At 60.7% G+C, this 24021-nt stretch carries 18 protein-coding genes, 3 tRNA genes and 1 pseudogene; 16 read left to right on the plus strand and 6 right to left on the minus strand.

What is annotated here, in order from left to right; all coding sequences use genetic code 11:
- Positions 1–166: 166 nt before the first annotated feature.
- From R3F00_RS11170 to R3F00_RS11210, 9 genes are all read left to right on the plus strand, one after another.
- Positions 167–526 (plus strand): hypothetical protein, encoded by a 360-nt coding sequence (locus tag R3F00_RS11170; protein WP_371281873.1) that lies wholly within the window; start codon positions 167–169, stop codon positions 524–526.
- Entirely contained in the window at positions 523–1788 is a 1266-nt protein-coding gene (locus tag R3F00_RS11175) for a DUF3631 domain-containing protein (RefSeq protein WP_371281874.1), read from the plus strand. The genes R3F00_RS11170 and R3F00_RS11175 overlap by 4 nt, the downstream gene beginning before the upstream one ends.
- Positions 1789–1876: 88 nt before the next feature.
- Positions 1877–3121 carry a phage major capsid protein gene (locus tag R3F00_RS11180; RefSeq protein WP_371281875.1) on the plus strand — a complete coding sequence of 415 codons (1245 nt, stop codon included), beginning with the start codon at positions 1877–1879 and terminating at the stop codon, positions 3119–3121.
- Complete coding sequence (locus R3F00_RS11185; protein WP_371281876.1) at positions 3105–3668, plus strand: HK97 family phage prohead protease; 564 nt, start codon at positions 3105–3107, stop codon at positions 3666–3668. The genes R3F00_RS11180 and R3F00_RS11185 overlap by 17 nt, the downstream gene beginning before the upstream one ends.
- Positions 3665–4831, plus strand: coding sequence for a phage portal protein (locus R3F00_RS11190; protein ID WP_371281877.1), 1167 nt, complete (start codon positions 3665–3667; stop codon positions 4829–4831). The genes R3F00_RS11185 and R3F00_RS11190 overlap by 4 nt, the downstream gene beginning before the upstream one ends.
- A gap of 387 nt (positions 4832–5218) precedes the next feature.
- Positions 5219–5620 carry a P27 family phage terminase small subunit gene (locus R3F00_RS11195; protein ID WP_371281878.1) on the plus strand — a complete coding sequence of 134 codons (402 nt, stop codon included), beginning with the start codon at positions 5219–5221 and terminating at the stop codon, positions 5618–5620.
- Positions 5583–7157: a terminase large subunit gene (locus R3F00_RS11200; protein WP_371281879.1), complete on the plus strand. Its 1575-nt coding sequence runs from the start codon at positions 5583–5585 to the stop codon at positions 7155–7157. Before R3F00_RS11195 ends, R3F00_RS11200 begins: the two co-directional genes overlap by 38 nt.
- Positions 7154–7480 carry a phage head closure protein gene (locus tag R3F00_RS11205; RefSeq protein ID WP_371281880.1) on the plus strand — a complete coding sequence of 109 codons (327 nt, stop codon included), beginning with the start codon at positions 7154–7156 and terminating at the stop codon, positions 7478–7480. The genes R3F00_RS11200 and R3F00_RS11205 overlap by 4 nt, the downstream gene beginning before the upstream one ends.
- Before the next feature lie 245 nt (positions 7481–7725).
- On the plus strand, positions 7726–8277 hold the full coding sequence (locus tag R3F00_RS11210) for a hypothetical protein (protein WP_371281881.1): 552 nt from the start codon (positions 7726–7728) through the stop codon (positions 8275–8277).
- An 82-nt stretch (positions 8278–8359) separates the two neighbouring features.
- On the opposite strand, the gene R3F00_RS11215 is transcribed toward R3F00_RS11210, so the two are convergent.
- From R3F00_RS11215 to R3F00_RS11225, 3 genes are all read right to left on the minus strand, one after another.
- Positions 8360–8436, minus strand: a tRNA-Asp gene (locus R3F00_RS11215).
- Between the two features lie 73 nt (positions 8437–8509).
- Positions 8510–8585: transfer RNA gene (locus R3F00_RS11220), tRNA-Glu, on the minus strand.
- A 13-nt stretch (positions 8586–8598) separates the two neighbouring features.
- Positions 8599–8674 (minus strand) — tRNA-Ala (locus R3F00_RS11225).
- 186 nt (positions 8675–8860) lie between these two features.
- On the opposite strand from R3F00_RS11225, the gene R3F00_RS11230 reads away from it, so the two are divergent.
- A complete protein-coding gene (locus R3F00_RS11230) occupies positions 8861–9319 on the plus strand; it encodes a DUF4399 domain-containing protein (protein WP_371281882.1) in 459 nt (152 codons plus the stop codon).
- A gap of 200 nt (positions 9320–9519) precedes the next feature.
- Here the strand turns inward: R3F00_RS11230 and R3F00_RS11235 are convergent, their stop codons facing one another.
- Positions 9520–12675 (minus strand): hypothetical protein, encoded by a 3156-nt coding sequence (locus R3F00_RS11235; RefSeq protein ID WP_371281883.1) that lies wholly within the window; start codon positions 12673–12675, stop codon positions 9520–9522.
- A 224-nt stretch (positions 12676–12899) separates the two neighbouring features.
- Here R3F00_RS11235 and R3F00_RS11240 point away from each other — a divergent pair, with 224 nt between their 5' ends.
- The 3 genes and pseudogenes from R3F00_RS11240 (at position 12900) to R3F00_RS11250 (ending at position 17281) form a co-directional block, all read left to right on the plus strand.
- Positions 12900–14627 carry a sigma 54-interacting transcriptional regulator gene (locus R3F00_RS11240; protein WP_371281884.1) on the plus strand — a complete coding sequence of 576 codons (1728 nt, stop codon included), beginning with the start codon at positions 12900–12902 and terminating at the stop codon, positions 14625–14627.
- A gap of 140 nt (positions 14628–14767) precedes the next feature.
- Positions 14768–15343 (plus strand): annotated as a pseudogene (locus tag R3F00_RS11245) (serine/threonine-protein kinase); the annotation flags it as partial.
- Positions 15344–15790: 447 nt separating this feature from the next.
- Positions 15791–17281, plus strand: coding sequence for a hypothetical protein (locus tag R3F00_RS11250; RefSeq protein ID WP_371281984.1), 1491 nt, complete (start codon positions 15791–15793; stop codon positions 17279–17281).
- 267 nt (positions 17282–17548) lie between these two features.
- Here the strand turns inward: R3F00_RS11250 and R3F00_RS11255 are convergent, their stop codons facing one another.
- Together R3F00_RS11255 and R3F00_RS11260 are read right to left on the minus strand one after the other, a co-directional pair.
- The gene (locus R3F00_RS11255; protein WP_371281885.1) at positions 17549–19141 is read right to left on the minus strand and encodes a choice-of-anchor Q domain-containing protein; all 1593 of its coding nucleotides are present in this window, start codon (positions 19139–19141) and stop codon (positions 17549–17551) included.
- Between the two features lie 69 nt (positions 19142–19210).
- Entirely contained in the window at positions 19211–21229 is a 2019-nt protein-coding gene (locus R3F00_RS11260) for a bifunctional 2',3'-cyclic-nucleotide 2'-phosphodiesterase/3'-nucleotidase (RefSeq protein ID WP_371281886.1), read from the minus strand.
- 285 nt (positions 21230–21514) lie between these two features.
- Here R3F00_RS11260 and gltX point away from each other — a divergent pair, with 285 nt between their 5' ends.
- Genes gltX through R3F00_RS11275 form a run of 3 tightly spaced genes read left to right on the plus strand, consistent with a single transcriptional unit; the run spans position 21515 to position 23874 of the window.
- Positions 21515–22918 carry a glutamate--tRNA ligase gene (gltX, locus tag R3F00_RS11265; protein ID WP_371281887.1) on the plus strand — a complete coding sequence of 468 codons (1404 nt, stop codon included), beginning with the start codon at positions 21515–21517 and terminating at the stop codon, positions 22916–22918.
- A 4-nt stretch (positions 22919–22922) separates the two neighbouring features.
- On the plus strand, positions 22923–23324 hold the full coding sequence (locus tag R3F00_RS11270; RefSeq protein WP_371281888.1) for a zinc ribbon domain-containing protein: 402 nt from the start codon (positions 22923–22925) through the stop codon (positions 23322–23324).
- Between the two features lie 58 nt (positions 23325–23382).
- Complete coding sequence (locus R3F00_RS11275; RefSeq protein WP_371281889.1) at positions 23383–23874, plus strand: transcriptional repressor; 492 nt, start codon at positions 23383–23385, stop codon at positions 23872–23874.
- Positions 23875–24021 lie beyond the last annotated feature (147 nt).

A 24021-nucleotide genomic window follows, 5' to 3' on the forward strand; every position in this document is an offset into this window, starting at 1 on the left:
CCCCGCTGGCGGGCGGGGTTTCGCAAAGGCTTCAGGATGTACGGGAACGCATAGCAATTTTAGTCCTACTGACAACCTGTTGCAACGACTGGAGGGCGTGCAAAAGTCCGGCGACGGATGGCGCGCAAGGTGTCCCGCGTGCGGTGGCCAGTCTCGCAAGTTGTCATTGAGCCAAACCGACGAAGGGCGCTGCCTGGTGCATTGTTTTGGATGCGGAGACGCGGTGGCGGTCCTGCAGGCTGTCGGGCTTTGCCTGGCTGATCTTTACCCTGTCCGACTCAAGCCGCAGACCCCGGAAGAACGGCGCACTGCGCAACGGGCGGCCCGTCAATCCCAATGGGGCGCTGCGCTCGATATGTTGGCGCTCGAATCGAACGTCGCGTTGATCGCTGCAGGTGAATTGCTGCATGACAGGCCGCTGACCTGGGATGACTTCGTTCGCTTGGTGCAAGCGTGTGACCGCATTCAGTCGGCAAGGGACGTGCTACGCGACCCGCCGCGCTGGAAGCCGGAGGTGCGCGCATGAAAGTTGTGAGCCTTGAACAACGCGCAACGGCACCCCGTATCGACGGGGCCGCAATTCTGCAGGACGCGTACCGCTACATCGGGCGCTTCGTGGCCTATCCAAGCGAGCACGCGCATGTTGCGCATGTCCTTTGGATTGCCCACACCCATGCGATGGATGCATGGGATTCAACCCCGCGCATCGCGTTCCTGTCGCCTGAGCCCGGAAGCGGCAAATCGCGGGCGCTGGAAGTAACCGAACTTCTGGTCCCGCGTGCGGTGGAAGCGGTCAACGTCTCGCCGGCCTATCTATTCCGCAAGGTCGGATCGGAGGAGGGCAGGCCGACCGTCCTGTATGACGAAATCGACACCGTATTCGGCCCGAAGGCGAGAGAGAACGAAGAACTTCGCGGACTGTTGAATGCCGGGCATCGCAAGCATTCCGTCGCTGGTCGCTGCGTCGTGCGCGGGAAGGAAGTATTCACCGAAGAACTGAGCGCCTATTGCGCCGTGGCATTGGCCGGCCTGGGTGACTTGCCCGACACGATCCTGACCCGTTCCGTCATAGTGAGGATGCGCAGGCGCGCGCCGAACGAAACCGTCGAACCCTACCGTCGACGGATCAACGGCCCGGATGCCGAGCGGATCGCCGAACGCCTGCAATCCTGGATGGAGAGCATCGCCGATGATCTGGTCGACCAGTTTCCAGAGATGCCAGACGGCATTCAGGACCGGGACGCGGATGTTTGGGAAGCACTGATTCAGGTGGCTGATGCAGCGGGCGGCGACTGGCCAGAGCGGGCGCGTGTTGCGGCTGTTTCGCTTGTTGCGGATTCCAAGCAGAGCCGGCCCAGCATGGGCATACAACTGTTGGGTGATCTTCGTAAGGTATTCGGGACACGCGAGGCGATGACAACCGAGCTAATCCTGGAGGGATTAGTGGCCCTGGAGGAATCGCCCTGGGGCGACCTTCGCGGCAAGCCGATGGACTCCAGAGGCCTGGGTAACAAGTTGAGGCAGTACGGCATCAAGCCGGGCGTCATCCGAATTGGAGACACGACACGACGCGGATACCGTCGCGCTGATCTTCATGATGCCTGGGTTCGCTACCTGCCTTCGTCTCCCGAGAGAAGCGTAACAAGCGTAACAAGCGAAACAACCGGGCCGGATGTTACGGATGTTACGGATGTTACGGATGTTACGTGTCCTACGGGGAGCACCCAGAACGAGGTTTGCCCGCGTTGCGCGAACGAAGGCTGCGACTATTGCCAGTCCAATAATTGATAGACATAGCCTATCGAATATGCTATATCGATAGTCGCAAACCGCACGTCGTGAGACGCGCCAATCCCAACTAGATGGAAACCAAATTATGAATCTCACCGCGATTCGCGAGGCGCGCACGGCAAAGACTGTCGAGGCGCGCGCTATCGTTTCCGCTGCCGAGTCCGGCAAGCGCAACCTGACAGCCGACGAGTCGGCCCGCTTCGATGCACTGAAGGCGGAAATCACCGACCTGGACGAGCAAGAGGCCCGCGCGCAATTCCTGGCTGATGCCGAGCGCCGCGCGCAGGGCGAGCCGGTCATCGGTTCAGGCGATCAGAGTTTCGACCAACTCGAACAACGCGTCTCGCTGATGCGCATCCTGCAGGCCGGCATGGAAAATCGGAGCCTGGACGGTGCGGAATTGGAATACAACCGCGAACTGACCCGGCGCAACGGTCGACCGGCGAAGGGCTTCTACCTGCCGATGCGCGCACTTGAGCAGCGCGTCAACACGACCGGCACTGCAGGCCAGCTTGTCGGCACCGATCATCGCGGCGACCAGTACATCGAACCGCTGCGCAATGCCTTGCTGGCCCGACGTTTGGGCGTTCGCGTCCTGTCCGGTTTGCGCGGCGACGTGAGCATTCCGAAGGCCGGCAACAGCACGGTGGCCGGATGGGTCGCTGAAAACAGCGCACTGTCCCCAAGCGACATGACGTTCGGTTCCGTCGGACTTGACCCGAAGCACGTCGGGGCGCTGTCGGAAATGTCCCGGCAACTGATTCAGCAATCCGACCCGAGCATCGAAGCCCTGTTGCGCGATGATCTGGCATTCGGCATCGCGAAGGCGATCGACAGTGCCTTGATCGGCGGCGGCGGTGCCAATGAGCCCGACGGCATCATCGCCACGTTGGGAACGGCGAACGGAACCTTGGGCACCCCGACCTGGGACGAAGCCCTGGCCATCGTGGATCAGGTCGAATCGGGCAACGCATTGAGCCCGTCCCACAACTGGATCATGCGATCCGGCGCAAAGGCGAAGTTGGCCAGTACGCTGAAGGTTTCGGGAGATGCCGGCGCGGGCTTCATCCTGGAAGGTGGACGCATGGCCGACTTCCCCGTCTACAGCACCAATCAGATGGGTTCCGACAGCAACGGCAACGACGTGATATTCGGCGACTGGTCGCAAGTCCTTCTGGGCATCTGGTCGGAACTGGATATCCTGGTGAACCCGTTCGCCGAAACCGCTTACAGCAAGGGCAACGTCCTGGTGCGCGCGATGGCCACCTGCGATATCGGCATTCGCCACATCGAATCCTTTGTCTGGGCAGACGATGTTCCCGGCATCTGATCTTGAGATCCGAACGACGGCGGGGCTGACCTCGCCGTCACCGGGCAGGCTTGCCGGCTATGCCGCCGTTTTCGACTCGCCGGCTGACTTTGGCGAGTTCACGGAAACGGTGCGGCCTGGCGCGTTTACGCGGGCGCTCGCCGAACGCGGGGCTGCAATCCTGGCGCTGTATGACCATGAACGGCGCAGCGTCCTGGGCCGCACCGGGGCCGGCACGCTGAAGCTGAAAGAGGATGCACGCGGGCTTGCCTTTGAACTGGACTTGCCCGATACGAGCCTGGGCCGCGACCTGGCTGTCATGGTCGGACGTGGCGACGTGAACGGCTGCAGCTTCGCATTCCGATGCTATGCCGACGGCGATGCCTGGAGCTCGAACGGCGGGCGCGTGACACGTGAGCTGCGCAGCGTCGAGTTGCACGAAATCACCATTACGCCACAACCGGCCTATGCGAATACGGAAGTCGCGTTGCGCAGTCGACCCGTCGACTACAGCAAGTCGCCGACCTTCAACGATACGCGCCGTGCCTGGCTGGAAACCTGCCGATGAAATGGCCCTGGACGAAAACAGAACAGCGCGCCGCACCTGATCCTTCATGGTCCGCGCTACTGAACCCCGGCGCAGTCACGACCAGCGGTGCCTATGTCGACACGCGCAGCGCGGAAGGTATCAGCACGGTATTCGCGGCGGTGTCACTGATAGCCGGCACCGTGGCCAGCCTGCCGCTACACGTCTACCGTCGACTGCCGAACGGCGACCGCGAGAAGGCGACCGACTACCCACTGTCGGACGTGCTCGCTGCAAGGCCGAACGCGGCCCAGACTTCATTCGAGTGGCGCGAACAGGCAACAGCAAATTGCGTCCTGTCCGGCAACGCCTATTCGGAAATCATCTGGGATGGTGCCGGCAACGTCACTGCACTGAAGCCGCTACCACCGCGCAACGTCACGATAGTGAAGCTGCCGAATGATCGTCACCGCTATGACGTGACCGACAGCGCCGGGCGTGTGCGCTCGCTGCTGAGTGAAGAAGTTCTTCATCTTCGTGACCGTTCCGACGATGGCCTGGTCGGGAAGTCCCGCATCACCGTGGCCCGCGAAATGTTGGGCGGTGTCCTGGCTGCGCAAGAGCATGGCAACCGTACCTTTGCCAATGGGGCGCGTCTGAGTGGCGTCCTGCAGACCCCACACCAGATGACGGATGAAAGCATCAAGCGGCTGGCTGAGTCCTGGCAATCGCAGTTCAGTGGCGCGGCCAATGCCGGGCGCACTGCGATTCTGGAAAACGGATTGGAGTATGCGCAACTGGCCATGAGCAACGAGGATGCGCAGTGGCTTCAGTCTCGCCAGTTCAGCGTCGAGGAAGTGGCCCGCATCTTCAATATCCCGCCGGTCCTGTTGGGTGATCTGCGACACGCCAACTTCAGCAACAGCGTCGAGATGATGCGCCACTTCGTGACCGTCACGCTGCGGCCCTGGCTGTCACGCATCGAACAAGCCCTGGAACGTGCATTGCTTGGCCCGATAGCCCGGCAACGCTACTTCATCGAGTTCAGCGCCGAAGGCTTGCTGCGAGGCGACAGCACCAACCGGGCGAGCTTCTACCAGTCCGGCATTGCATCGGGCTGGCTGTTGCCAAGCGAGGCGCGGCGACTGGAAAACCTGCCGACCGTGGAGGGCATCGACAATGCCAATGCGACCACCAGTGCATGACCCCAGAGCACGCTTCAAGGGCGTGCCAGTGCACAACCCCAAGCCGAGCCGGCAACAGGGCCGCTACCTGCACACGGGCTCCGCGCAATGGCGTGCTATCCGACAGGCGCAGCTAGAACGGTTCCCCTTGTGTGCTGACTGCAGTCAACCCGCGAATGAAGTCGACCATATCGAGGGCGATACCAGTCGCAACCGTATAGGCATCGACCTGGCCAGCTTGTGCAAGCCGTGTCACTCCAAGAAGACCGCAGGCGGGCAGGTGACTGGCTGCGATGCGAACGGCAACCCACTGGACCCGAACCACCACTGGAACCGCGAAAAATCGCTGGAGGGTTCAAGGCCACGGCACGTCGCCCAACCTTCGCGCGCAAGGCCGCAGGATTCGCCGTGAGGGGCGACCGACCGAAACCCACGGCCCTGAAGCTGATCGCAGGGAATCCCGGCAAACGGCCACTGAATGACCGTGAACCGCAGACGGGCGACTTTGATCTGACTGCGCCGGATGAACTGACGGAAGCGGCCCGCGCGCATTGGGAAAGACTCGCACCCATGTTGGCGCAATCGGGCGTCATGCAGGCCAGTGACCGCGACATATTGTTCGCCTACTGCGAAGCGTTCGCCGTCTTCATTGCCGGCGCGCGTGAGGGCAAGGTCAACACCGGCCTGGTCGGACAACTTCGCCAGATGCTTGGCGAAATGGGAATGACCCCGGCGACCCGTTCGCGGATCATCGCCAACAAGGCACCGAGCGATGGCACGGAAAAGAAAAACCGATTCTTCGCCGCCTGATTCGGGCTTCCACTTCGATGCCGAAGCGGCCGAACGCGCTGTCGCGTTCTTTGCCGAATGCCTGACGCATACGACCGGGGAATGGCGAGGCCAGCCATTCGTGCTGTCGGAATGGCAAGCCGATATCGTGCGCCGGATATTCGGATGGCAGCGACCCGACGGCACGCGCCGCTATCGCACCGTCTTCATCATCGTGCCACGCAAGGCCGGCAAAACGACCCTGGCTGCAGGCTTGGCCCTGTATGCGCTGTACTGCGACAACGAGCCCGGCGCGCAGGTCATCAACGCCGCTGCAGATCGGGAGCAGGCCGCATTGTGTTTCGAGGCCGCGCGGCAGATGGTCGAGTCGGAAGACGAATTGCTGTCCCGGTCGGAAGTCTACAAGCGTGCGATTGTGACCCCGGCCACGGGCAGCAGTTACAAGGTCATATCGAGCGAGGCTTACAGCAAGCACGGATTGAACGCGTCCTATATTGGCGCGGATGAATTGCACGCCTGGCCTGGTCGGGAACTGTGGGACGTGCTGACCACTTCAACCGGCGCACGTCGACAACCGCTTACCGTAGTCACCACGACTGCAGGCTATGACCGGCATTCGTTGTGCTACGAGCTATACGACCACGCCTGCAAAGTCCGCGACGGCATCGTCAAGGATGATTCGTTCCTGCCTGTCATCTTCGAGGCCGGCAAGGATGACGACTGGAAAGACCCGGCGACCTGGGCAAAGGCGCACCCTGGCCTGGGCATATCCGTAAAGGTCGACTACTTCGAGCAGGAATGCGCGAAGGCTCAAGCGATGCCGGCCTACGAAAACACGTTTCGCCGGCTGTTGTTGAATCAGTGGACTGAACAGGATTCCCGCTGGATATCGATGGATGCTTGGGACGTGTGCAACACGCCGCTGCCTGATCTGACCGGCGCTGAATGTTTCGGCGGATTGGACCTGGCCAGCACAACCGATATTACGGCCCTGGTGCTCGCATTCCCGCTGGGCAGCAAGGTGCATCTGGTTCCGCATTTCTGGATCCCACGAGAGGCTATGCAAGCGCGTGTGAGGCGCGACCGCGTGCCATATGACGTATGGGCGCAACAGGGCTTCGTCACCGTCACCGATGGCGCTGTGACCGACTATGACGTAGTGCGGGAGGATATCAACCGCCTGGCCGAACGCTACGTCATCCGCGACATTGCATTCGACCGCTGGAACGCGACCCAGATATCGACGCAACTGTCGGGCGACGGATTCACCATGACCGGATTCGGGCAGGGCTTCGCATCGATGAGCGCACCGACAAAGGAACTGGAACGGCGCATCGTCGGCAAGGAACTGAACCATGCCGGGCACCCTGTCCTTCGATGGATGGCATCGAACGTCACTGTCGAGATGGATGCCGCCGGCAACCTGAAGCCGAGCAAGGCGAAGTCCACCGAACGTATCGACGGCATCGTCGCTGCGTGCATGGCCATAGGCCGAATGATGGTTGCCGAAGCTGCGCCAGCCGACCCCTACGCCAACCGAGGGCTGATCTTCGTATGACATTCACTGCACAACAACTTGCGCACCAGATTGAACTACAGCGGCCCACGCACACGACAGACCCGGCGACCGGCTATGTATCGACCACCTGGCACACCTATGCCACGCCATACGCGCGCATCGATCCGCTGGCTGGTCGGGAGTTCTTCGCCGCGCAACAGGTTCAGGCTGAGTCGACCGTCAAGTTCACGCTCCGCTATCGCGAGGGCGTCGAGCCGGTCGACCGCATCATCTGGAAGGGCGATGAATACAACATCACCGCCATCATGAACATGGGAACGCGCAACCGCGAATTGCTGTTGCACGCTCGCAAACTCGAATAGCGCGCGGAGGTGGCGAACGGGGCCGCGCACTCCCTCCTTACCCCGTCGCCGCCAGCTTGCCGAGCTGGCAAGGGAAATCGGCATTGGCCAAGTCCGCGTTCGGACAACGGCCCGAAACCCGCCACGGGTGATCCTGGCGGGTTTCGTCATTCTGGAACCTACTGCAAATTCACAGATGGTTGACGTAGGAAATTTCCTATGTGATAGAAAGTCTACTTAACTGTCACTTGCAGGGGAGAATGATGATGGACGTCAAAGCAAAGATTGCGATAGCACTCGCTGTAGGCCTTTTTTTTGGTTACTTCATTGGCCGTGAGCACCTAAAGCATCAAATGACTTCAGCATTTACTGATGCGATGGGTGGAATGGCGCGGGCCTTGAGTGGAAACGGAGATGCGAAGTCGCTGCAGTCCGTGAAAAGCGTGGAGGCCGCTGAGAATGCATCAGAATACGCAACGAAGTTGAAGATCTATGACTGGACGGCGAAGTATCACAGTTCGCTAACGGATGGCCGCATCCCGGGTGTCACTTTCAAGATCAAGAACGAAGGCGATAAGACTGTTTCAGAGTTGAAAGTCGTCGTTTACTTTCAAGACGCTGAAGGCAACACGATTGCCGAGGAAGAATTTTATCCGATCTTGGATGGGACATTTTCCGTTTCACGGAACAATGGGCCGTTGAAGCCGGGATATGTGTGGCAGCAGGAACCGAATAGGTTCTTTGCAGCAAAACAGGTGCCGAGCGAATGGAAAGAAGGCGCGACTACGGTGGCCATAGCCGAAGTCAAATTTGAATAGCTGGCGTGTTTGGGAACGAAACTAGTAACAGCTTCCCGTAAAAACGAAAAAGCCCCTAGAATCAGGGGCTTATCGCGAAAAGTGGCGGAGCGGACGGGACTCGAACCCGCGACCTCCGGCGTGACAGGCCAGCATTCTAACCAGCTGAACTACCGCTCCACGTTTTTCAGCGCATCCTGCGCAATCCGCTATTCTCACCGATCCAACCCGATTTCGCGAGCCGAATCGTCACTGGCGTCCCCAAGGGGATTCGAACCCCTGTTACTGCCGTGAAAGGGCGGTGTCCTGGGCCTCTAGACGATGGGGACGCATAGAGAAACCTGGTGGAGCCAGGCGGGATCGAACCGCCGACCTCTACAATGCCATTGTAGCGCTCTCCCAGCTGAGCTATGGCCCCGGGAGGCGCGAGAGAATAAGGAGTGCTGGCCTCAGCGTCAACACTTATTCTGTCCTGGGCGACAATTCGCCATGTTTGAAGCAGGTATTGCCTGCTGAATCTGGCGTGATGCGGTGTGTGGATGCATTCGGCCAGGACTCAGGCCGCGAGCGTTATGATCGGTTTCGACCCTGATGGAGAAATATCATGCAATTGAGCAAACCATTTCTTTCAACACTGTTGCTGGCCGGATCGCTACTTGGGTCCCAGGCGTTGTGGGCGGATGAGGCGAAGACCTCGACCTTGCCACGAACCAAGGCACCCGAGGGGGTCGAACTCTATTTCATATCGCCGAAAGACGGCGAAGTCGTGGGGCAGGAGTTGACGGTTCGCTTCGGATTGCGCGGAATGGGCGTGTCTCCGGCCGGAACCATGAAGGAAGGTACCGGGCATCACCACCTTCTGATCGATGTCGACGATTTGCCCCCGTTGGACATGCCGATTCCGGCCGACGCCAATCATGTGCATTTTGGTGGCGGACAAACCGAAACGACGATCAAGCTCAGCCCGGGCAAGCACACGCTGCAGCTCGATCTGGCTGATGCAATGCATATGCAATTCGATCCGCCGATTGTTTCGGAGAAGATCACGGTGACGGTGAATTGAGGCAACGCTGATCAACTGGCGGACCTTCTGGGTGCCACCCTTTTCCCTGAACACCAACCGGTTGGGCCACACCTGTCTGTGCGCAGACAGGTGTCGTGACGATTGCGCCACTTGATCGGCGTTGCCTCAAACCGTCGCCCGCTTCGATGGCACGATATCGGCCCGCCCCGAACGGGTTGGCCGACCACATCACTGGCGAATCAATCGAACCCGTTGGCAAAAATCCGGTCGGATGGAACAGGCGCGGTGAGGATGAAGTTGAAGAGATTGTTGTTCAGATCCGGATCGCTGGCGGCGATGTCTTGATCGATCATTGCCGCGACCTGGCCGGGCGAGGTGGACCCAGGCCAGCTCGCGGTGACTGCAAGGATTATCGGCGCACGGTTGGGGAGCAGACTTGTGCTGTCGAGCCTGAGCAAATTGCCCGCGAGCAGCTGCAGTGATCCAGCGCAGGCTGTGCCGCCGCGCTGGCAGCCGAAATTGGTGACAGTGAGGCCGTCAGGCAGATCGATCTGGGCGGAAGCACCGTCGGCAATACTTGGGCCGAGATCGTTGAAACTGGTATTGATTGAGACGGTTTGCCCGTTCCAGCTATGGTTCATTGCCAGCACCGCCATGTCAGTTACGCGCGTGATCGGCTGGCTGAATTGCACATCGTTGTTGCCGGGATTGTTGTCCCGGGTGCCGCCAATCGCGATGGGCGAGGTTACCTGACCGTTGACAACAAAGTTTCCCGAGCTGGCCAACTCGGTCAGGGTGCCTGTGGCAAAAACAGTAGCGGTGCCACCAACTGGCAAGCTCAGGCCGACATCGATCTCGCTGCCCAGGCACACACCCGAGCACCAGGCCGGCGCGCTGCAACTGCCGCCGGCGGAGGTGACGCAAGCCCAGCCGGGGTTGTCCAGGCGGTCGGTCAATCCGGTCGGCAGGCTGGAGCGGAAACGGCCGTTGCTGGTGGCAACCGGACCATTGTTGGTGACCGTCCAGGTCAGATTCATCGTATCGCCACCGACGGGAACGCTGCCGCTGACCGTCACGCCGAGATCGGCGATGGCGGGTGGAGAAGCCGTGCAGTCCAGATCCAGGGTCCAGTCATTGAGCTGACCGCTATCGCCACCGGCGAGGTCTTCGATGGTCAAGGTCCAAATGCCGTTGCTGCTGGCTCCGTTGTTGCCGGTGGTGCGGCGTCCGGCGAGTTGGGACAGGGCGGTGAATGGCTGGCGTTCGCCCGACAGGGCCGGATCGATCACCGGGATTCCGCAAGAGGTGTGTGCGGGCAGACCAGCCGTGTCGTCGAACATGGCCAGCACATTGTTCTCGTCGCAGCTTCCGGCACTGCTGTTGGCCGGTGACTGCGGACGATTGAGCAAGCTGACGATGCCCTCACTGCCGCCTATGAAGACCTGCCCATTCGGATCGGTCAGCGTGACACGCAGATCGCCAAGGTAGCTGTGGCTGAGGTCGATGCCGACACGGACGCTGTTGATGTAATTGCAGCTGCCGCCATTGATCAGGTTGATCATGCTGCTGACCGAGCCCTGATCTGGAATCGCGGCCGAACAGTTGCCGTTGATGCCACTACTCGAACAACGGGTGCCATCGAGTGGAGGTTGATTGGCGTTGATCTGGAAGTCGGCGCGCACACGATCACCGAGCGAACTCCAGGTGTTGTGGCCGCGAATGCCGCCAACGTAGAGCTGGACGATGCTGCTGCCGCCATCGCTGGCGGGTGCCGTGCCGCGTACCTGCAGCCAGTCGCCGTTCTTGACCCAACGCGGCGCACTCGACCAGGTGCCGAAGCCGATGCGCAGATCGCCGTTGATCGGATAAGCAGGCACGTTCACGCCGCTCCCCAGCCCGGTGACTTGGACAAAATCGGACTCGGCGCGGCTGTTGGGCCGTGCTGAGCCTGCATTGAAGCTGATTGCGTTCGCCTGGATATCCCAGGGAGAAGCCGAAAATGCGTTGCCAACGAACTGCGTGAGCAGTGGACGCAGACGTGTGGTGGTGCTGCTAGTGTTCGGATAGCCCTGGGCGATGCTGGAGATGGCAAGGATGCGCCCGGCACGGTTGAGGGCAATATCACGACCTGCCTCCACCCCGTTGTCGCAACGTGAATTGAAGCTCGCTGAGGGGAACCATTCAAACTGGCCATTGGCGGCAAAACCGGTGTCGGCGTTGCCGTCGTGCAGGCGACGAGTGATGTTTAGATAGGCATTGTCGACCTGACAAGTCCCTGGTTGGCGCAGGCTCTGGCTCAGCATCAATACCCGACCATCCGGTCCCAGCGCGCCACCTCCGAAGCTGAGTCGGCCGCCGGCGCCAACGGCTGTGATGGATTGCTGCGTCAACGGACTATTGCCTCCGTTGGTGGGCCAGTCGGCCCACAGCAACTCTGGAAGATAGCCAGTGCCCTGATCGTGGCGTGGCATGCCTGTGCGGAAGTTGCCGCCGGGCAAGGGCCAAAGCAGTTCGCTGCCGATGGGCGCGGAAAAGCCGTTGAAGGGGCCTGACTGGAATTCGACTGCAGGTATGAAGCCGGTGTCAATATTGCCGTCATAGCCGACCCGCAAGGTATTGGTCTGTCGGGACGTGTCCAATTCGCCAAGTTCCACCAGCAGCCCAAAGCCAGGCTGTTCGGAGATCGCGAATACGGTCTTCAGCACGAGGTTTTGAATGGATGGGAACACAAGGTAGCCATCGCCCTGGAATCGCGGGTCGTAGTAGCCTCGCTCATCAAGCATGACCAGATAGCCATAGCGCGCCCGACCCGCGAAACCGTCGATATCGGCAGAGCCGCCAAGCACGATTCGACCATCGCCAAGCTGTTCGACTGCGTTGCAATCGGAATTTTGCACATCGGGGTGACCCATCAGCACCACGCCATCGAATGAGCCAGGAGCCCACATCACGTCCTGCTGACCATTGATGTCAAGCCGGGCAACAAAGCCGGCCTTTCGGTTGGAAAGTTCAGCGGTTCCGCAAACCAGGGCACTACCATCCGGTAAAACCAGAATGTCATTGACACGCATGCCATTCACAGCAGCGCGACTGAGCGTGGCGACACCGGCGCTGCCGTAGGAGGCATCCGCCAGGCCGCTCGGCAACAGGCGACCAACCCGCGCAACCGGGTAAAAGCCCGACTCAACATCGTCTCCGCCAATCACGATGCGACCTTCGTGATCGTATGCGGCAGCCTTGAACTCGCGATCCCCATCTATGCCTGGCAGCGACGGGAGCGGATTCTCAAGCTCGCCATTGATACCGAAGCTGGTGTCAAATTGGGGGAATTGGGCATACGCGGTGGTCATGGCAAGGGCGAGCAGGGCAAAAATGGGCAAGCTTGGAAGGCGCATTTCGATGCAGCTCCGTGGTTAGGGATGCGCAATACGAACCACGTTTCGTGCCAATCAATAATTGAAAGAAAAACAACAAGATAGAGTTTATTCCTGTTCGCGGGTCCGAACTGTGGCGGGTACCCTCCAAAGGATTGTTCGCAAACGCGAACTGGCGCGATATGCTTGCAGGCGTGGGGAGCAGGGGGTTTCTGATGCAGCGGCTTCGCGTTCATCTTGAAGTAATGGAGCCATCCTCCGTTGAGCTTTCCCGACGCCAACTCGATGTCGGGCGCTACCGGATCGGACGCAGCCCTGAATGCGAGATCCACGTCGCCATGAATGGCTTGTCGCGTGAACATGCCGTGTTCGATGTGCTTCCCAATGGTGGCGTTGTCGTCGAGGATCTTGGATCAACCAATGGCACCCGCGTAGATGGCGAGCGGATTTCGCGCATCGCAATCAGGCATGACGCCATGGTTGATGTTGGCCTCCTGCGTCTGCGATTGACTGAAAGCGACTCTGCGTTCGATGCACTGGGCTATCGAGTCGAGTCTGCTGCAGTACCGCATGCCGATAGTGCTGAAGTCGTCCATACCCCAGCGCTGGATGGCACCCAGATGCTTACCTTGCGCAACCGCCTGCGTGATGCCTTTTGGCAGTCACTCGCCAGCGAGGCGGAGACGTTCAGGCAGGTTTGTGATGCAATTCTGTCTGCGTCACGCAGCATTCTCGAGGTCGATGCATTGAGGATCGAACAACTGGACGCTGGAGGTGAACGACTGATCCTTCGCGCGTTGGGCGATCCTTCGGCGGCGGGGCAGATACTTGCAGCGCACGGTCGCTACCGGATCTGTGGCCCGGCAATGCCGGTGAATGTGGATCAACATCTGGTCGAGATGTTGACCGGCTTGCTCGCATGGCTGCCAGAGCCGAAGGAGCCGGAGACCGTGCCGGCGTCCATGCCGCATTCGCTGCCTGGCGTGGCGACTGCCGATCCCATCCTGCGTCGGCGTCTCGAAGCGCTCGGGCGGGTTGCCCGCAGTCGTGTGGCCATCCTCTTGCTCGGCGAAACGGGGGTTGGCAAGGACGTGCTTGCGCGTTGGGTGCATGAAGTCTCTCCGCGTCGGGCCGGGCCGTTTGTCGCGATCAACTGCGCCGCATTGCCGCGTGATCTGCTTGAAGCCGAATTGTTTGGTGTCGAAAAGGGTGCGGCTACCGGTGTGACAGCGCGGCCGGGTGTGTTCGAGCGTGCCCATGGAGGAACGCTGTTTCTTGATGAACTCGGTGACATGCCCATGGAAACCCAGGTGCGTCTGTTGCGCGCGCTGGAAGACGGACGCATCCATCGGGTCGGTGGTCATGAGTTGATCGAGGTTGATGTGCGCTTGCTCAGTGCCACCAATCGTGATCTGCAATTGGCTGTCGAGGAGAAGCAGTTTCGACTGGACCTCTATCATCGAATTGCCGGATTCGAGAGCGTGATTTCGCCGTTGCGTGAACGCCGCTTCGACATTGCACCACTGGCCATACATTTCTTTCATCGTGCGCTGGACAATGCGGGTATCCATGGCAAGGGCATCACTGAAGCAGCCTTGCAGGATCTCTACCATGCAGAGTGGCGCGGAAACATCCGCGAACTGCGACAGGCAGTGGAAAGCGCCACGGCACTCCTGGCAAACGGTGAAACACTGGACCGCCAGCACTTGCCGCCGCGCCTCCGTGGCACGGCCGATGTCGATGCCGGGCGCGCACCGTTGACGTTTGCTCGTGAAGGGCAGGTCGAGAGTCTTGCCGATGCGGTGGCCAGGGCCGAGCGAGTCGCGCTGGAGCAGGCGATTGATGCAGCTGGGGGAGATCCGGAAATTGCGCGCGGCTTGCTGGGGATCGGCAAGACCACCTATTACAAGAAGATCAAGGAACACGAGATCACGCGTGAGTCGCTTTCTGAAGATCCGCGGGGCAAGCACTGACCATGCGCGGCGACGATGCCACTGACCTGATCGACCTCAGTGAGGCCCTGCTGGCGCCCGATTCCGGCGGGCAACTGCGCGACTGGGGTGGCCAGCAGTTCGGTCGGTACAGGTTGCAGCGGCTACTGGGTCGTGGCGGCATGGGGCAAGTCTATCTAGCGGAACAGAGCGCGCCGGTGCAGCGCAACGTCGCCATCAAGTTGGCCCAGGGCACGCGACTGGATCTCTCAGCCCGAGCTCTGTTTGAAGTAGAGCGGCAAGCGCTGGCACGCATGTCGCATCCGGGAATCGCCCAGTTGTTTGATGCCGGGACCACCAATGATGGCACGCCCTTTTTCGCCATGGAATTCGTTGATGGAGAGACGCTTGATGCCTTTGTCAGGAAGCATGGCGTATCGCTGGATATGCGCCTTGTCCTGTTCGAGGGCGTCTGCCGGGCGGTCGAACATGCGCACCGTCGCGGCGTGCTGCACTGCGATCTGAAGCCGTCCAATGTACTGGTATCGGAACTCGATCAGGGCTGGCAGCCGCGTCTGATTGATTTTGGCGTGGCGCGAAGTCTCAGCCGCGCGGGGCATGCGCAGAGCGTTGGTACCCCTGCCTACATGAGTCCCGAACAGGCCACTGCAAGCGCCATCCTGGATACACGCAGCGATGTGTTCGCGCTCGGTGTCATTTTGTACGAACTGGCTACCGGGCAGCGTTATCGCGATTTCGAAGCCTGCAGGGATTTGCCAGCCGAGAAGATTCGAAGCCGCATCCGTGAAGGGCAACCGCCATCCTGGCCGGCACAACCGTCAAGCGATGATGGCGTGTCTGGATTTCGATGGCATGAGTTGTCGTGCATTGTTGCAAGAGCCACGCAAACCGATCCGGAGTGTCGCTACGGTTCCGCTGCGGAACTGGCTGACGAGGTGCTGCGCTGGAGGAAACGACAGGCTGTGCTGGCAGTTGGGGATTCGGGCTTCTATCGAATGCGCTGCGTGGTACGACGTCACCGACTCGCCGTGTTTCTGGGAGCCCTGGTTCTGGTTTCGCTGGCCGCAGGCTTGCTGTTGACGCAGCGGGCACTCGACCTTGCCCAACAACAGCGCGATCTGGCCACCGGGCGTCAGGTTGAGCTGGAGAAGACCGTTGCATTCCAGCGCGATCTGCTGACCCGCATGGACCTGCCGCGCTTCAGCGCGCGACTGGTCGCATTAATGGCTGAAAAGCAGGACCGCCGCGATATGGAGCATGGCCTACCCACAACGGGCGATCAGCTTGCGGAGCAATTGCTGGCATTGGCTCCGGTGGACGCGGTTCGCGATTTGCTTGGCGAACAATGGCTCGATCCTGCGGTTGACCTGCTCGATGCCAGCGGCAGCGCGAACGCGGCGCAAATGCTCCTGCTGCTTGGCCAGATCAACCGCCGCATGTCGCGTTTGCAGGAAGCCTCGTCGTTGGTAGAGCGTGCACGCCAGGAGTTCCAACGGACCGGCGACCTGAATGCCGAGCTGGCTGCGCGCTTCGAAGCCGCGCGCATTGTCCAGGATCTAGGCCAATCGACAACGGCGTTCAAGTCGATGCAGGAGGTAGTCACCGCTATTCGCGAGAACCTGCCGGAAAGCGCGCCGCTGCGCCTTCAGGCTGAGGAAGTGTGGGGAACAGCCCTGGTCAATCAGGGCCGCTATGCGGACGCCCTTGAAGCGTTTGCTGTGCCGCTGCGCATCGGCATTGAGCAGGAGCGCGATGATGTCGCGTTCCGTGGTCTGCAATCGCTGCAGCAACGCACACTGCTTTATGCAGCAGGTCAATGCGATGACGACCTGCTTGAGCGGATGCGGACTACGAGGGATGCCTGGAGTGCGCTCGCGGATACGGCCAGTCGTGCAGGCAGCCACTACAATCTGGGCAGTTGTCACTTTTGGCGCGGCGAATACCGCGCGGCTCTGCCAGAGTTCACCCAGGCCGTCGAGCAGTACAGGCTCCATTTTGGTGACTACCATCCAAAGTTGGCATCATTTCGATCAATGCAGCATCTCGCCGCGCTCGGCGCAGGTGAGCTGGATGGCCTCGAAGCACCCTTCACCCTGGCCGTTCGGGATGCAGAACGCGCCAGCGGGGTGAACAGTGTGACCGCGATGATTGCCAGACAGGCGCTCAGTGAATTGTGGTCGCGCCAAGGCAGGCACGCGAAGGCACTTGAATCCTATCGACAACTGCTTCGTGACGCGACAGAGAGTGGTGAGGTCAATCCATCCCTGGTCATCACCTGGCGCAGTTTTCTTGCCCACGCCGAAGCTCGGGCGGGCGGGATCAACGCTGCGCTGCAATCATTTGACCAGGCGATCGCTGATTGTGCCGTAACGCAGCAGTCCGATGCTGCAGATTGCTTGCAACTGCAACTCGACCGGATGAGTTTCGCTGTGGATCCGCCCGATCAGCTTGTTCTGATGGCTGAAGAGTTGTGCGAGAAGATCGATGCAGTAACCGACGAAAGGGCTTTGCTAAGAAGTCGTTGTACTGCCGTGTGGCTTGATGTGCTCGACCGGTCTGGAAACAGTGCCCGGCGTGACGAGCTGCGCAGGCAGCGTCTCGGCTGGCTGGACCGCGAGCGGATCCACGCCTATGGAGATGAGGATCAAGCCCAGTTGCTTCCCTGGGTCTTGTGAAAGCGTCCCGCCTGCTTGCACACACTTCGAGGCAACGCTGACCCAGTGGCGCAATCGTCACCAGACCTGCCTGCGTGCAGATCGCGGCGCGCTGGCGCCGATGGAATGGCCGTCATTCAAGGGTGCGCAACAAAGAGATGTGCACAGACAGGCGTCGCCCAACCGGTTGATTGTTGTTGAAACGGGTGGTGCTCGGAAGGCCCGCCATGCGCACCGCGCGGCACACATGGCGAACTTTCTGAACACCATGACGCTTGCGCCACTGGGTCAGCGTTGCCTCAACAGCCTGTTGCGGGAGAAGGAAAATACGGATCTCGTCCTGCGCAACCCGACCAACGCCAGCAAGGTGGTCAGCAACAGGCTGCCCCAGGTACTGGTTGCTGGCAGCTCGGTGGGCATTTTTGGCCCCGAGCCCTGGATTTCGAAGGCGCCGATATCGGCAGATCCGTTGACCTCGCGCTCATAGCCGCTACCGCGCTGGTCCGTGAATCGTTGTGCCGGATTGCTGCCCTTGTCGATGGCCGGGCTGTCCATGCCCAGGGCGTGGGTACGCGTTGGCCCGCCGTTGTAGAACAGGGGGCCGAGTTGCGGGTCGTCCGTCAAGGTGTCCGTGGGTATTGTCAGTCCGACACTGACATGCCCGATCAGGTTATTCGATCCAGGCAGCAGCAGTGGCTGACTGCTGTTGATGTCGTTGCCGCCGAAGTCGGAGCTGTTGCCCGAGACGATGGTGCTGACGAATGTAGAGGGCAGCGCATTGTCGATGAAGGAGACTCCGCCCCCCCTGGATCCGGCGCGATTGCCGGTGATGGTCGAATTCTCGATCAGCACGGAAGTGAATTGGCGGACCCGCATGCCCCCGCCATCGTCCTGCTCGGTAACATTGCCCGAGATGGTCGAGTTGCGCAGAGTCAGGTCGCCTTCCTGGGTCAGGCCGCCTGCGAAGCGAATTGCAAAGTTGTCGCTGATGGTGCTGCGTTCAATGGTGCCGCCATTGCGAGCGACAAACAGACCACCGCCGATTTCCCAGTGCGAAAGCGGCGCGTTGTCCGTACCAATGGCAGAGTTTCCGGAAATCGTGCTGTTGATGATGTCGACACCGTAGGAAAACGCGCCTCCGCCGTAGGCTGCAGTGCCATTGGTCGGGTGGTCGCCAAAGGCGGTGCTGCCCGAAATCGTGCTGTCTATCATGCTCATGAACCCGGACAGCACGGCACCTCCGTAGGAGCCGACTCCGACGGCGGTGCAGTCACGGATGACTGCGTTGCGCAACCGCAAGGTGGCGCCGGTTGCGACGCAGCCGCCGAAGCCGATGTCGGTGTCGACGGCATCGAAACGGCCATTCGCTAGGGTCAGGCTGTCGATGGTCAGCGAGCCTGAAGCGGGGTGCAGCACGATCCTGTCACGGCCCAGGCCATCCAGGGTAAGCAGTTCCGCACCGGGTCCGCGCAAGGTCAGGTCATCCAGTTCAATCTTGAGCGCGCCCTGGCTCAGGCTGATCTGGCTGCAACTCACGGTGCTGAGGTCGATGACATCGCCACTGGTCGCATGCCCGATCACCGCACGCAGACTGCCCTCGGAATCATCATCTGCACAATTGCTGACCTGCAGGGTCGCGCCCCGATATCCTGTCGGCGCCGGCCTTGAGATGCGCATCGCGTCGAGGCGGGCCCGCAAGGGCGTTGCTGCCGCGCCGCGCTCGTAGGGCAGCGGCCACTGCAGAGGAATATCGCCAATCAGGGGCGAAGGCGCATCGCTGGCACTTGCAACGGGAAATGCAATGGCCAGACTTGCCGCCAGTGCGGTCCTGTGAAGCAGGCACCGACTGCGTTCACCGCCCTGGACAGCCGTGCAGCTCATTGGCACGTGGCGTTCATGTCGGCACGACATGTGACTGGCAGCGAGTTGACGGGTTCGGCATGCGGGGAATCATTTCGTTGCGGACAGGTCGATTGTATAGGTCGACATGCCGTTGCCGGCAGCGCCTGCTTCGATGATCCCCTCAAGTCCGAGCCGAGCTGCAAGATCCAGCTTGTTGCTGGCCGAGCGGAACTCGACGGGTCCTGCGGTTTGCACGGGAACGAAGCGCCAGGCCCGGTCGGCGCCATCTTGCTCGAAATCGAGTTTGCCTCGGCGCTCCATCCAATCCACGAGGATGCTGCGGCTCATGTCGGGTGCGTTGAACAGGATCCTGGCACCACCGGTTCCAGGAAACCCGCCGCCGCCACTGGCGCGATAGCTGTTGGTTGCCAGGATGAACGGCTGGTCTGACGTGACTGCCTTGCCGTGGAACCGGAGATCGGTGATGCGCTCGCCAACCGGGCGGGTCAGGTCGATCGCATAGGTAATGCCGCCCTGGATCACGTCGAAGTTGTAACTGGGCACTTTCTTGTTGACCAGTGGCTGCGCCTCGCCCAGCTTGGGGTCGATCTGGTTGAAGTAGCTCGCCGAGTGCTCCAGCCAGGCCTTGACCCCCGCGCCATCGAGTCTGACCGCGGCAACCGTATTGCTGTAGAGATACAGGTCGGCTGCGTTGCGGATGGCCAGTGGACCAGCGTCGATCACGGTGAAATCATTGGGTCCGGCGAAGCCGACCTTGAATGGCGCCATCGCCGAGATCACCGGTACATCCTTCAGTTCGGGCATGAACTGGTCGACATACTTGCGCACGTACTCGCGCTGGGCCGTATTGACCGGCTGGATCGCACTGACGTCACCGACCACGGCAAAATAGGTGGTCATCGGAAAATCGCTGCTGCCGATCGGTCGCGAGACATAGGCGATCGTCGACTGGTGTTCATCCGCCACTGCCTCGGCGATCGCCGGGTCCGGCATGATGGGCTTGCCGTCGGCGCCTCGGATGTTGCGCACTTCGGAGTGCGTGTTCCCGGTATTGATCGACCATTGGCCATCGCGCCAGTCCAACGCCAGTTCAATCACGCCAAGACTCTTGCCCCACAGATTGCCCATGACCGCCGGCTTGCCGTGGATGAATCCGCGGATGTTGTCGACTTCGGGCAACTGGTTGAATCGGGAGTCGACGTTTCCGGGATCAGGAAACGGCTGGTGCGAATGGCCCAGCAGCAGCACGTCGATCTCGGGCTCCTGGGCCAGATGCCAGTTTGCATTCTCCATGGTTTCCGAATACGCACGTGGATCGATGCCGCCATGCGAAATGGCAACGATGATGTCGGCGCCTTCGGCGCGCAGGGCAGGGGCGTAGCGACGTGCGGCTTCAACGACACCCAAGGTGGTCACCCTGCCTTCAAGGTGCTTTTTGTCCCAGAGCATGATGGGCGGCGGGGTGAAGCCGATGATGCCGACCTTGATCGGAATCTCGATGGTTTCCCCTTCCGCGGTTTGTGCCTTGAGCGTACGGCTGAGCAAGGCCGTCGGCGGAAAGATCGGCTTGCCGTCCTCGCTGCCGATGACGTTGGCCAGTACCAGCGGGAATTCGGGTCCCTTGCAGGGAAGGCCGCCGACACCTTCGATGGCCATGTCCTGGTTGGTCACCTGAGCCAGAAAAGGCAGACCGAAGTTGAACTCGTGGTTGCCAATCGTGCCGCCGTCATAGCCGAGGGCGTCCATGGCCTTGTACATGGCCAGCTTCTGATCGCAGGAAACCGGTTGGCCATGTGCCTGCCAGTCGGCCATGGCCGAGCCCTGAATGGTATCGCCGGCATCGAACAGCAGGGTGTTCGGGTACTCGGCTCGCGCCTCCTTGACCAGGGTGGCCATGCGCTCGAACCCGATCGAAGTATCTTCCGTCAACCGATAGTAGTCGTAGCTGAGGATATTCGAGTGGATATCGGTCGATTCGAGGATGGCCAAGGTGGCGCGGGCGCTGCTTCCGGAAGAATTGTCGTCCTTCTGTTGCACCGTGCAGCCGACGGCGAACATGACTGGCAACAGAAAAGCGATTGCAAATCGGGCAGGTGAATGTGTCATTCTGGCAGCGGGTTGGGAGACCATCCGTTATCTTGCCTGCAGACCTTGCAACGTGGCTACCTTGCCGCCCGTGCTTGACCATCGATGGCCTTCTTCGGTCAAGGACTTGAATGCAAGTACGACTGTGAATCGGGCCTGCAGAATGAGTCCCCTCCAGTTCTCTCCGCCCCGATCCAGACATGACGTTCACGCTGCGCAGGGCTTCCGCCCGGTCATGCGCAGGCGGGGCATGAGGTGCCGGATCTGCTACGCTTTCCGGCTTCGAATTCAATGCCTTGTTGATCCATGACCGTCCGAACCCGTTTTGCCCCCAGTCCAACCGGCTTCCTGCACATCGGTGGCGCCCGCACCGCGCTCTATTGCTGGCTGGAGGCGCGCCATCGTGGTGGCGAATTCATCCTGCGCATAGAAGACACCGATCGCGAGCGCTCCACCCAGGAGGCCGTGCAGGCCATTCTGGATGGGATGAGCTGGCTGGGGCTCGATCACGACGAGGGGCCGTTCTACCAGACCTTGCGCATGGACCGGTACAAGCAGGTCGTCGAGGACCTGCTCAAGGCGGGCAAAGCCTACTACGCCTACGAATCGAAGGAAGAAATCGAGGCGATGCGTGCCGAAGCCATGGAGAAAGGGCTCAAGCCGCGTTACAACGGCTACTACCGCGACCGCAACGAACCGTTCCGGGATGATCCGAATCGGGTGATCCGCTTCAAGAATCCGGCTTCCGGCAGTGTCGTCTTCGAAGACAAGGTCAAGGGTCGCATCGAATGGAACAACGAGGAGCTGGACGATCTTGTCCTGTTCCGCTCGGATGGCTTTCCTACCTACAACTTCGCCGTGGTTGTCGATGATATCGACATGCGCATCAGCGAAGTCATTCGCGGCGACGACCACGTCAACAACACGCCACGCCAGATCAACGTCTACAACGCGCTGGGGGCCAGTGTCCCGACTTTTGCGCATCTGCCGATGATTCTCGGTCCGGACGGCCAGAAGCTCAGCAAGCGGCATGGTGCGGTTGGCGTCATGCAGTATCGCGATGACGGCTTCCTGCCGCATGCGTTGCTCAACTATCTGGTCCGCCTGGGCTGGTCGCATGGCGACCAGGAATTGTTCACGCGAGAGGAAATGATCGAGCTGTTCGATATCGGTCATGCCAACCGCGCAGCATCCCGTTTCGATCTCGAAAAGCTGTCCTGGATCAATCAGCAGTACATCAAGAATGATGACCCGCTGGAACTGGTACCGCACTTCATCTGGCAGCTGCGCGCGCTGGGCATCGATCCTGATCAGGGGCCCGAGCCCCTCGATGTGATCGTCGCCTTGCGCGAACGCGCGCAGACACTCAAGGAAATGGCCGAGAAGGCGCAAGTCTGGTACGCGCCGCTGGAAAACTATGATGAGGCCGCCGTCAACAAGCACCTCAAGTCGGCAACGGCCATTCCTGCCCTGCAGGCCGTCCATCAGCAATTGAGCGATACCCGGGACTGGTCGGTCGAAAACGTGCACGCGGCGATAGCAGCGGCAGCTGCGGCAATCGGCGAGGGCATGGGCAAGGTTGCCCAACCCCTGCGCGTGGCCATCACCGGGACCCAGGTGTCGCCGTCAATCGACCACACCGTGTTCCTGGCCGGGCGCGATCAGGCCCTGCAACGGGTCGAAGCAGCCATCGTTCGCGCGGAAGGCTGATTGCGTGGCTGCGCTCGAATGCACATTGGGCGGGCTTGCCAGTCTCGACACTTCGGATCTGGAAGCCGTGATGCAGATGAACGAGCTCTGTCTCAAGGTGCTGCTCGATCCAGGTCTCTGGGCCTGGATGACCGGAATCACCCTGGTCTGCGTACTCGGTGGATGGCTGATCGGCTGGATCAAGGGGCGCGTCGTTGCCGGTATCGTCTGGGGTGCCGTGTTGGGTCCGATCGGCTGGCTCATCGTGGCCCTGTCCAAGTCGCGCCTGCCGATTTGTCCGGAATGCGGCAAGGGCAATCCCGACAATGCGAGGGCTTGCCGCCATTGCGGCGTGAATTTGCGTCAGTCCGCGGAGCGATCTGCGCGATCCCGGCTCAAGGGCAATGACAGCGACGGCGCCTGGTAGGCCCCGGTGACGCAAGCAGCGGTGCTAAAATCCCGGCATCGCCAATCATTCCGCATCCATGCCCGCATCCGCGAAAAAATCACGCAGTCAGCATTCCCACAGCCATGATGCGGGCGCCTTTGTGCGCGAAGTATCCGAGGCCTGCGATCAGCGGGGTCTGCGCCTGACACCGATCCGGCTGCGAGTACTCGAACTGGTGGCGGCCTCGAAGCTGCCGGTCAAGGCCTACGATCTGCTTGATGATCTGAAGGATGGCCCCGGGCTGGCGGCCCCGCCCACGGTCTACCGCGCGCTCGATTTCCTGCTGGAGCATGGATTCATTCACAAGCTCGAATCCATCAATGCCTTTGTCGGATGCCACCATCCGGGTGAAGCGCATCAGGTGCCGTTCCTGATCTGCGACCGCTGTTCGAGTGCTGCCGAAATCTGCGATGAAGGCGTGGCGAGTCTGCTCAATGCGCAGGCCAGGGACCGGGGTTTCACCCCCGCCGCGCAGACGCTGGAAGTGCACGGGTTGTGTGCTGCCTGCAACAAGGCGAAGTCGCCCTGATTTTTCATCCTTGATGGCTTGATTTCGTGCTGCAGGAATTACCGCGCTGCTATGGGCCGAGCGCGTTTTTCTTTTCGCAATCGAGAGAAAGTGCCGTGCGCGAATGAGGGTGCTCGCTTGCGTCGATCCTGCGCTTGGGACGTACCC

It is taken from the genome of Dokdonella sp., from assembly GCF_041395345.1.
In the GTDB taxonomy this organism is placed as follows: Bacteria; Pseudomonadota; Gammaproteobacteria; order Xanthomonadales; family Rhodanobacteraceae; genus Dokdonella.

Coding starts and splice junctions, on each gene's coding strand:
- R3F00_RS11175 (WP_371281874.1), top strand. CDS start 523: ATGAAAGTTGTGAGCCTTGAACAACGCGCAACGGCACCCCGTATCGAC.
- R3F00_RS11180 (WP_371281875.1), top strand. CDS start 1,877: ATGAATCTCACCGCGATTCGCGAGGCGCGCACGGCAAAGACTGTCGAG.
- R3F00_RS11185 (WP_371281876.1), top strand. CDS start 3,105: ATGTTCCCGGCATCTGATCTTGAGATCCGAACGACGGCGGGGCTGACC.
- R3F00_RS11190 (WP_371281877.1), top strand. CDS start 3,665: ATGAAATGGCCCTGGACGAAAACAGAACAGCGCGCCGCACCTGATCCT.
- R3F00_RS11200 (WP_371281879.1), top strand. CDS start 5,583: ATGGCACGGAAAAGAAAAACCGATTCTTCGCCGCCTGATTCGGGCTTC.
- R3F00_RS11205 (WP_371281880.1), top strand. CDS start 7,154: ATGACATTCACTGCACAACAACTTGCGCACCAGATTGAACTACAGCGG.
- R3F00_RS11210 (WP_371281881.1), top strand. CDS start 7,726: ATGGACGTCAAAGCAAAGATTGCGATAGCACTCGCTGTAGGCCTTTTT.
- R3F00_RS11230 (WP_371281882.1), top strand. CDS start 8,861: ATGCAATTGAGCAAACCATTTCTTTCAACACTGTTGCTGGCCGGATCG.
- R3F00_RS11235 (WP_371281883.1), bottom strand. CDS start 12,675: ATGCGCCTTCCAAGCTTGCCCATTTTTGCCCTGCTCGCCCTTGCCATG.
- R3F00_RS11240 (WP_371281884.1), top strand. CDS start 12,900: ATGGAGCCATCCTCCGTTGAGCTTTCCCGACGCCAACTCGATGTCGGG.
- R3F00_RS11250 (WP_371281984.1), top strand. CDS start 15,791: ATGGACCTGCCGCGCTTCAGCGCGCGACTGGTCGCATTAATGGCTGAA.
- R3F00_RS11255 (WP_371281885.1), bottom strand. CDS start 19,141: ATGAGCTGCACGGCTGTCCAGGGCGGTGAACGCAGTCGGTGCCTGCTT.
- R3F00_RS11260 (WP_371281886.1), bottom strand. CDS start 21,229: ATGACACATTCACCTGCCCGATTTGCAATCGCTTTTCTGTTGCCAGTC.
- gltX (WP_371281887.1), top strand. CDS start 21,515: ATGACCGTCCGAACCCGTTTTGCCCCCAGTCCAACCGGCTTCCTGCAC.
- R3F00_RS11275 (WP_371281889.1), top strand. CDS start 23,383: ATGCCCGCATCCGCGAAAAAATCACGCAGTCAGCATTCCCACAGCCAT.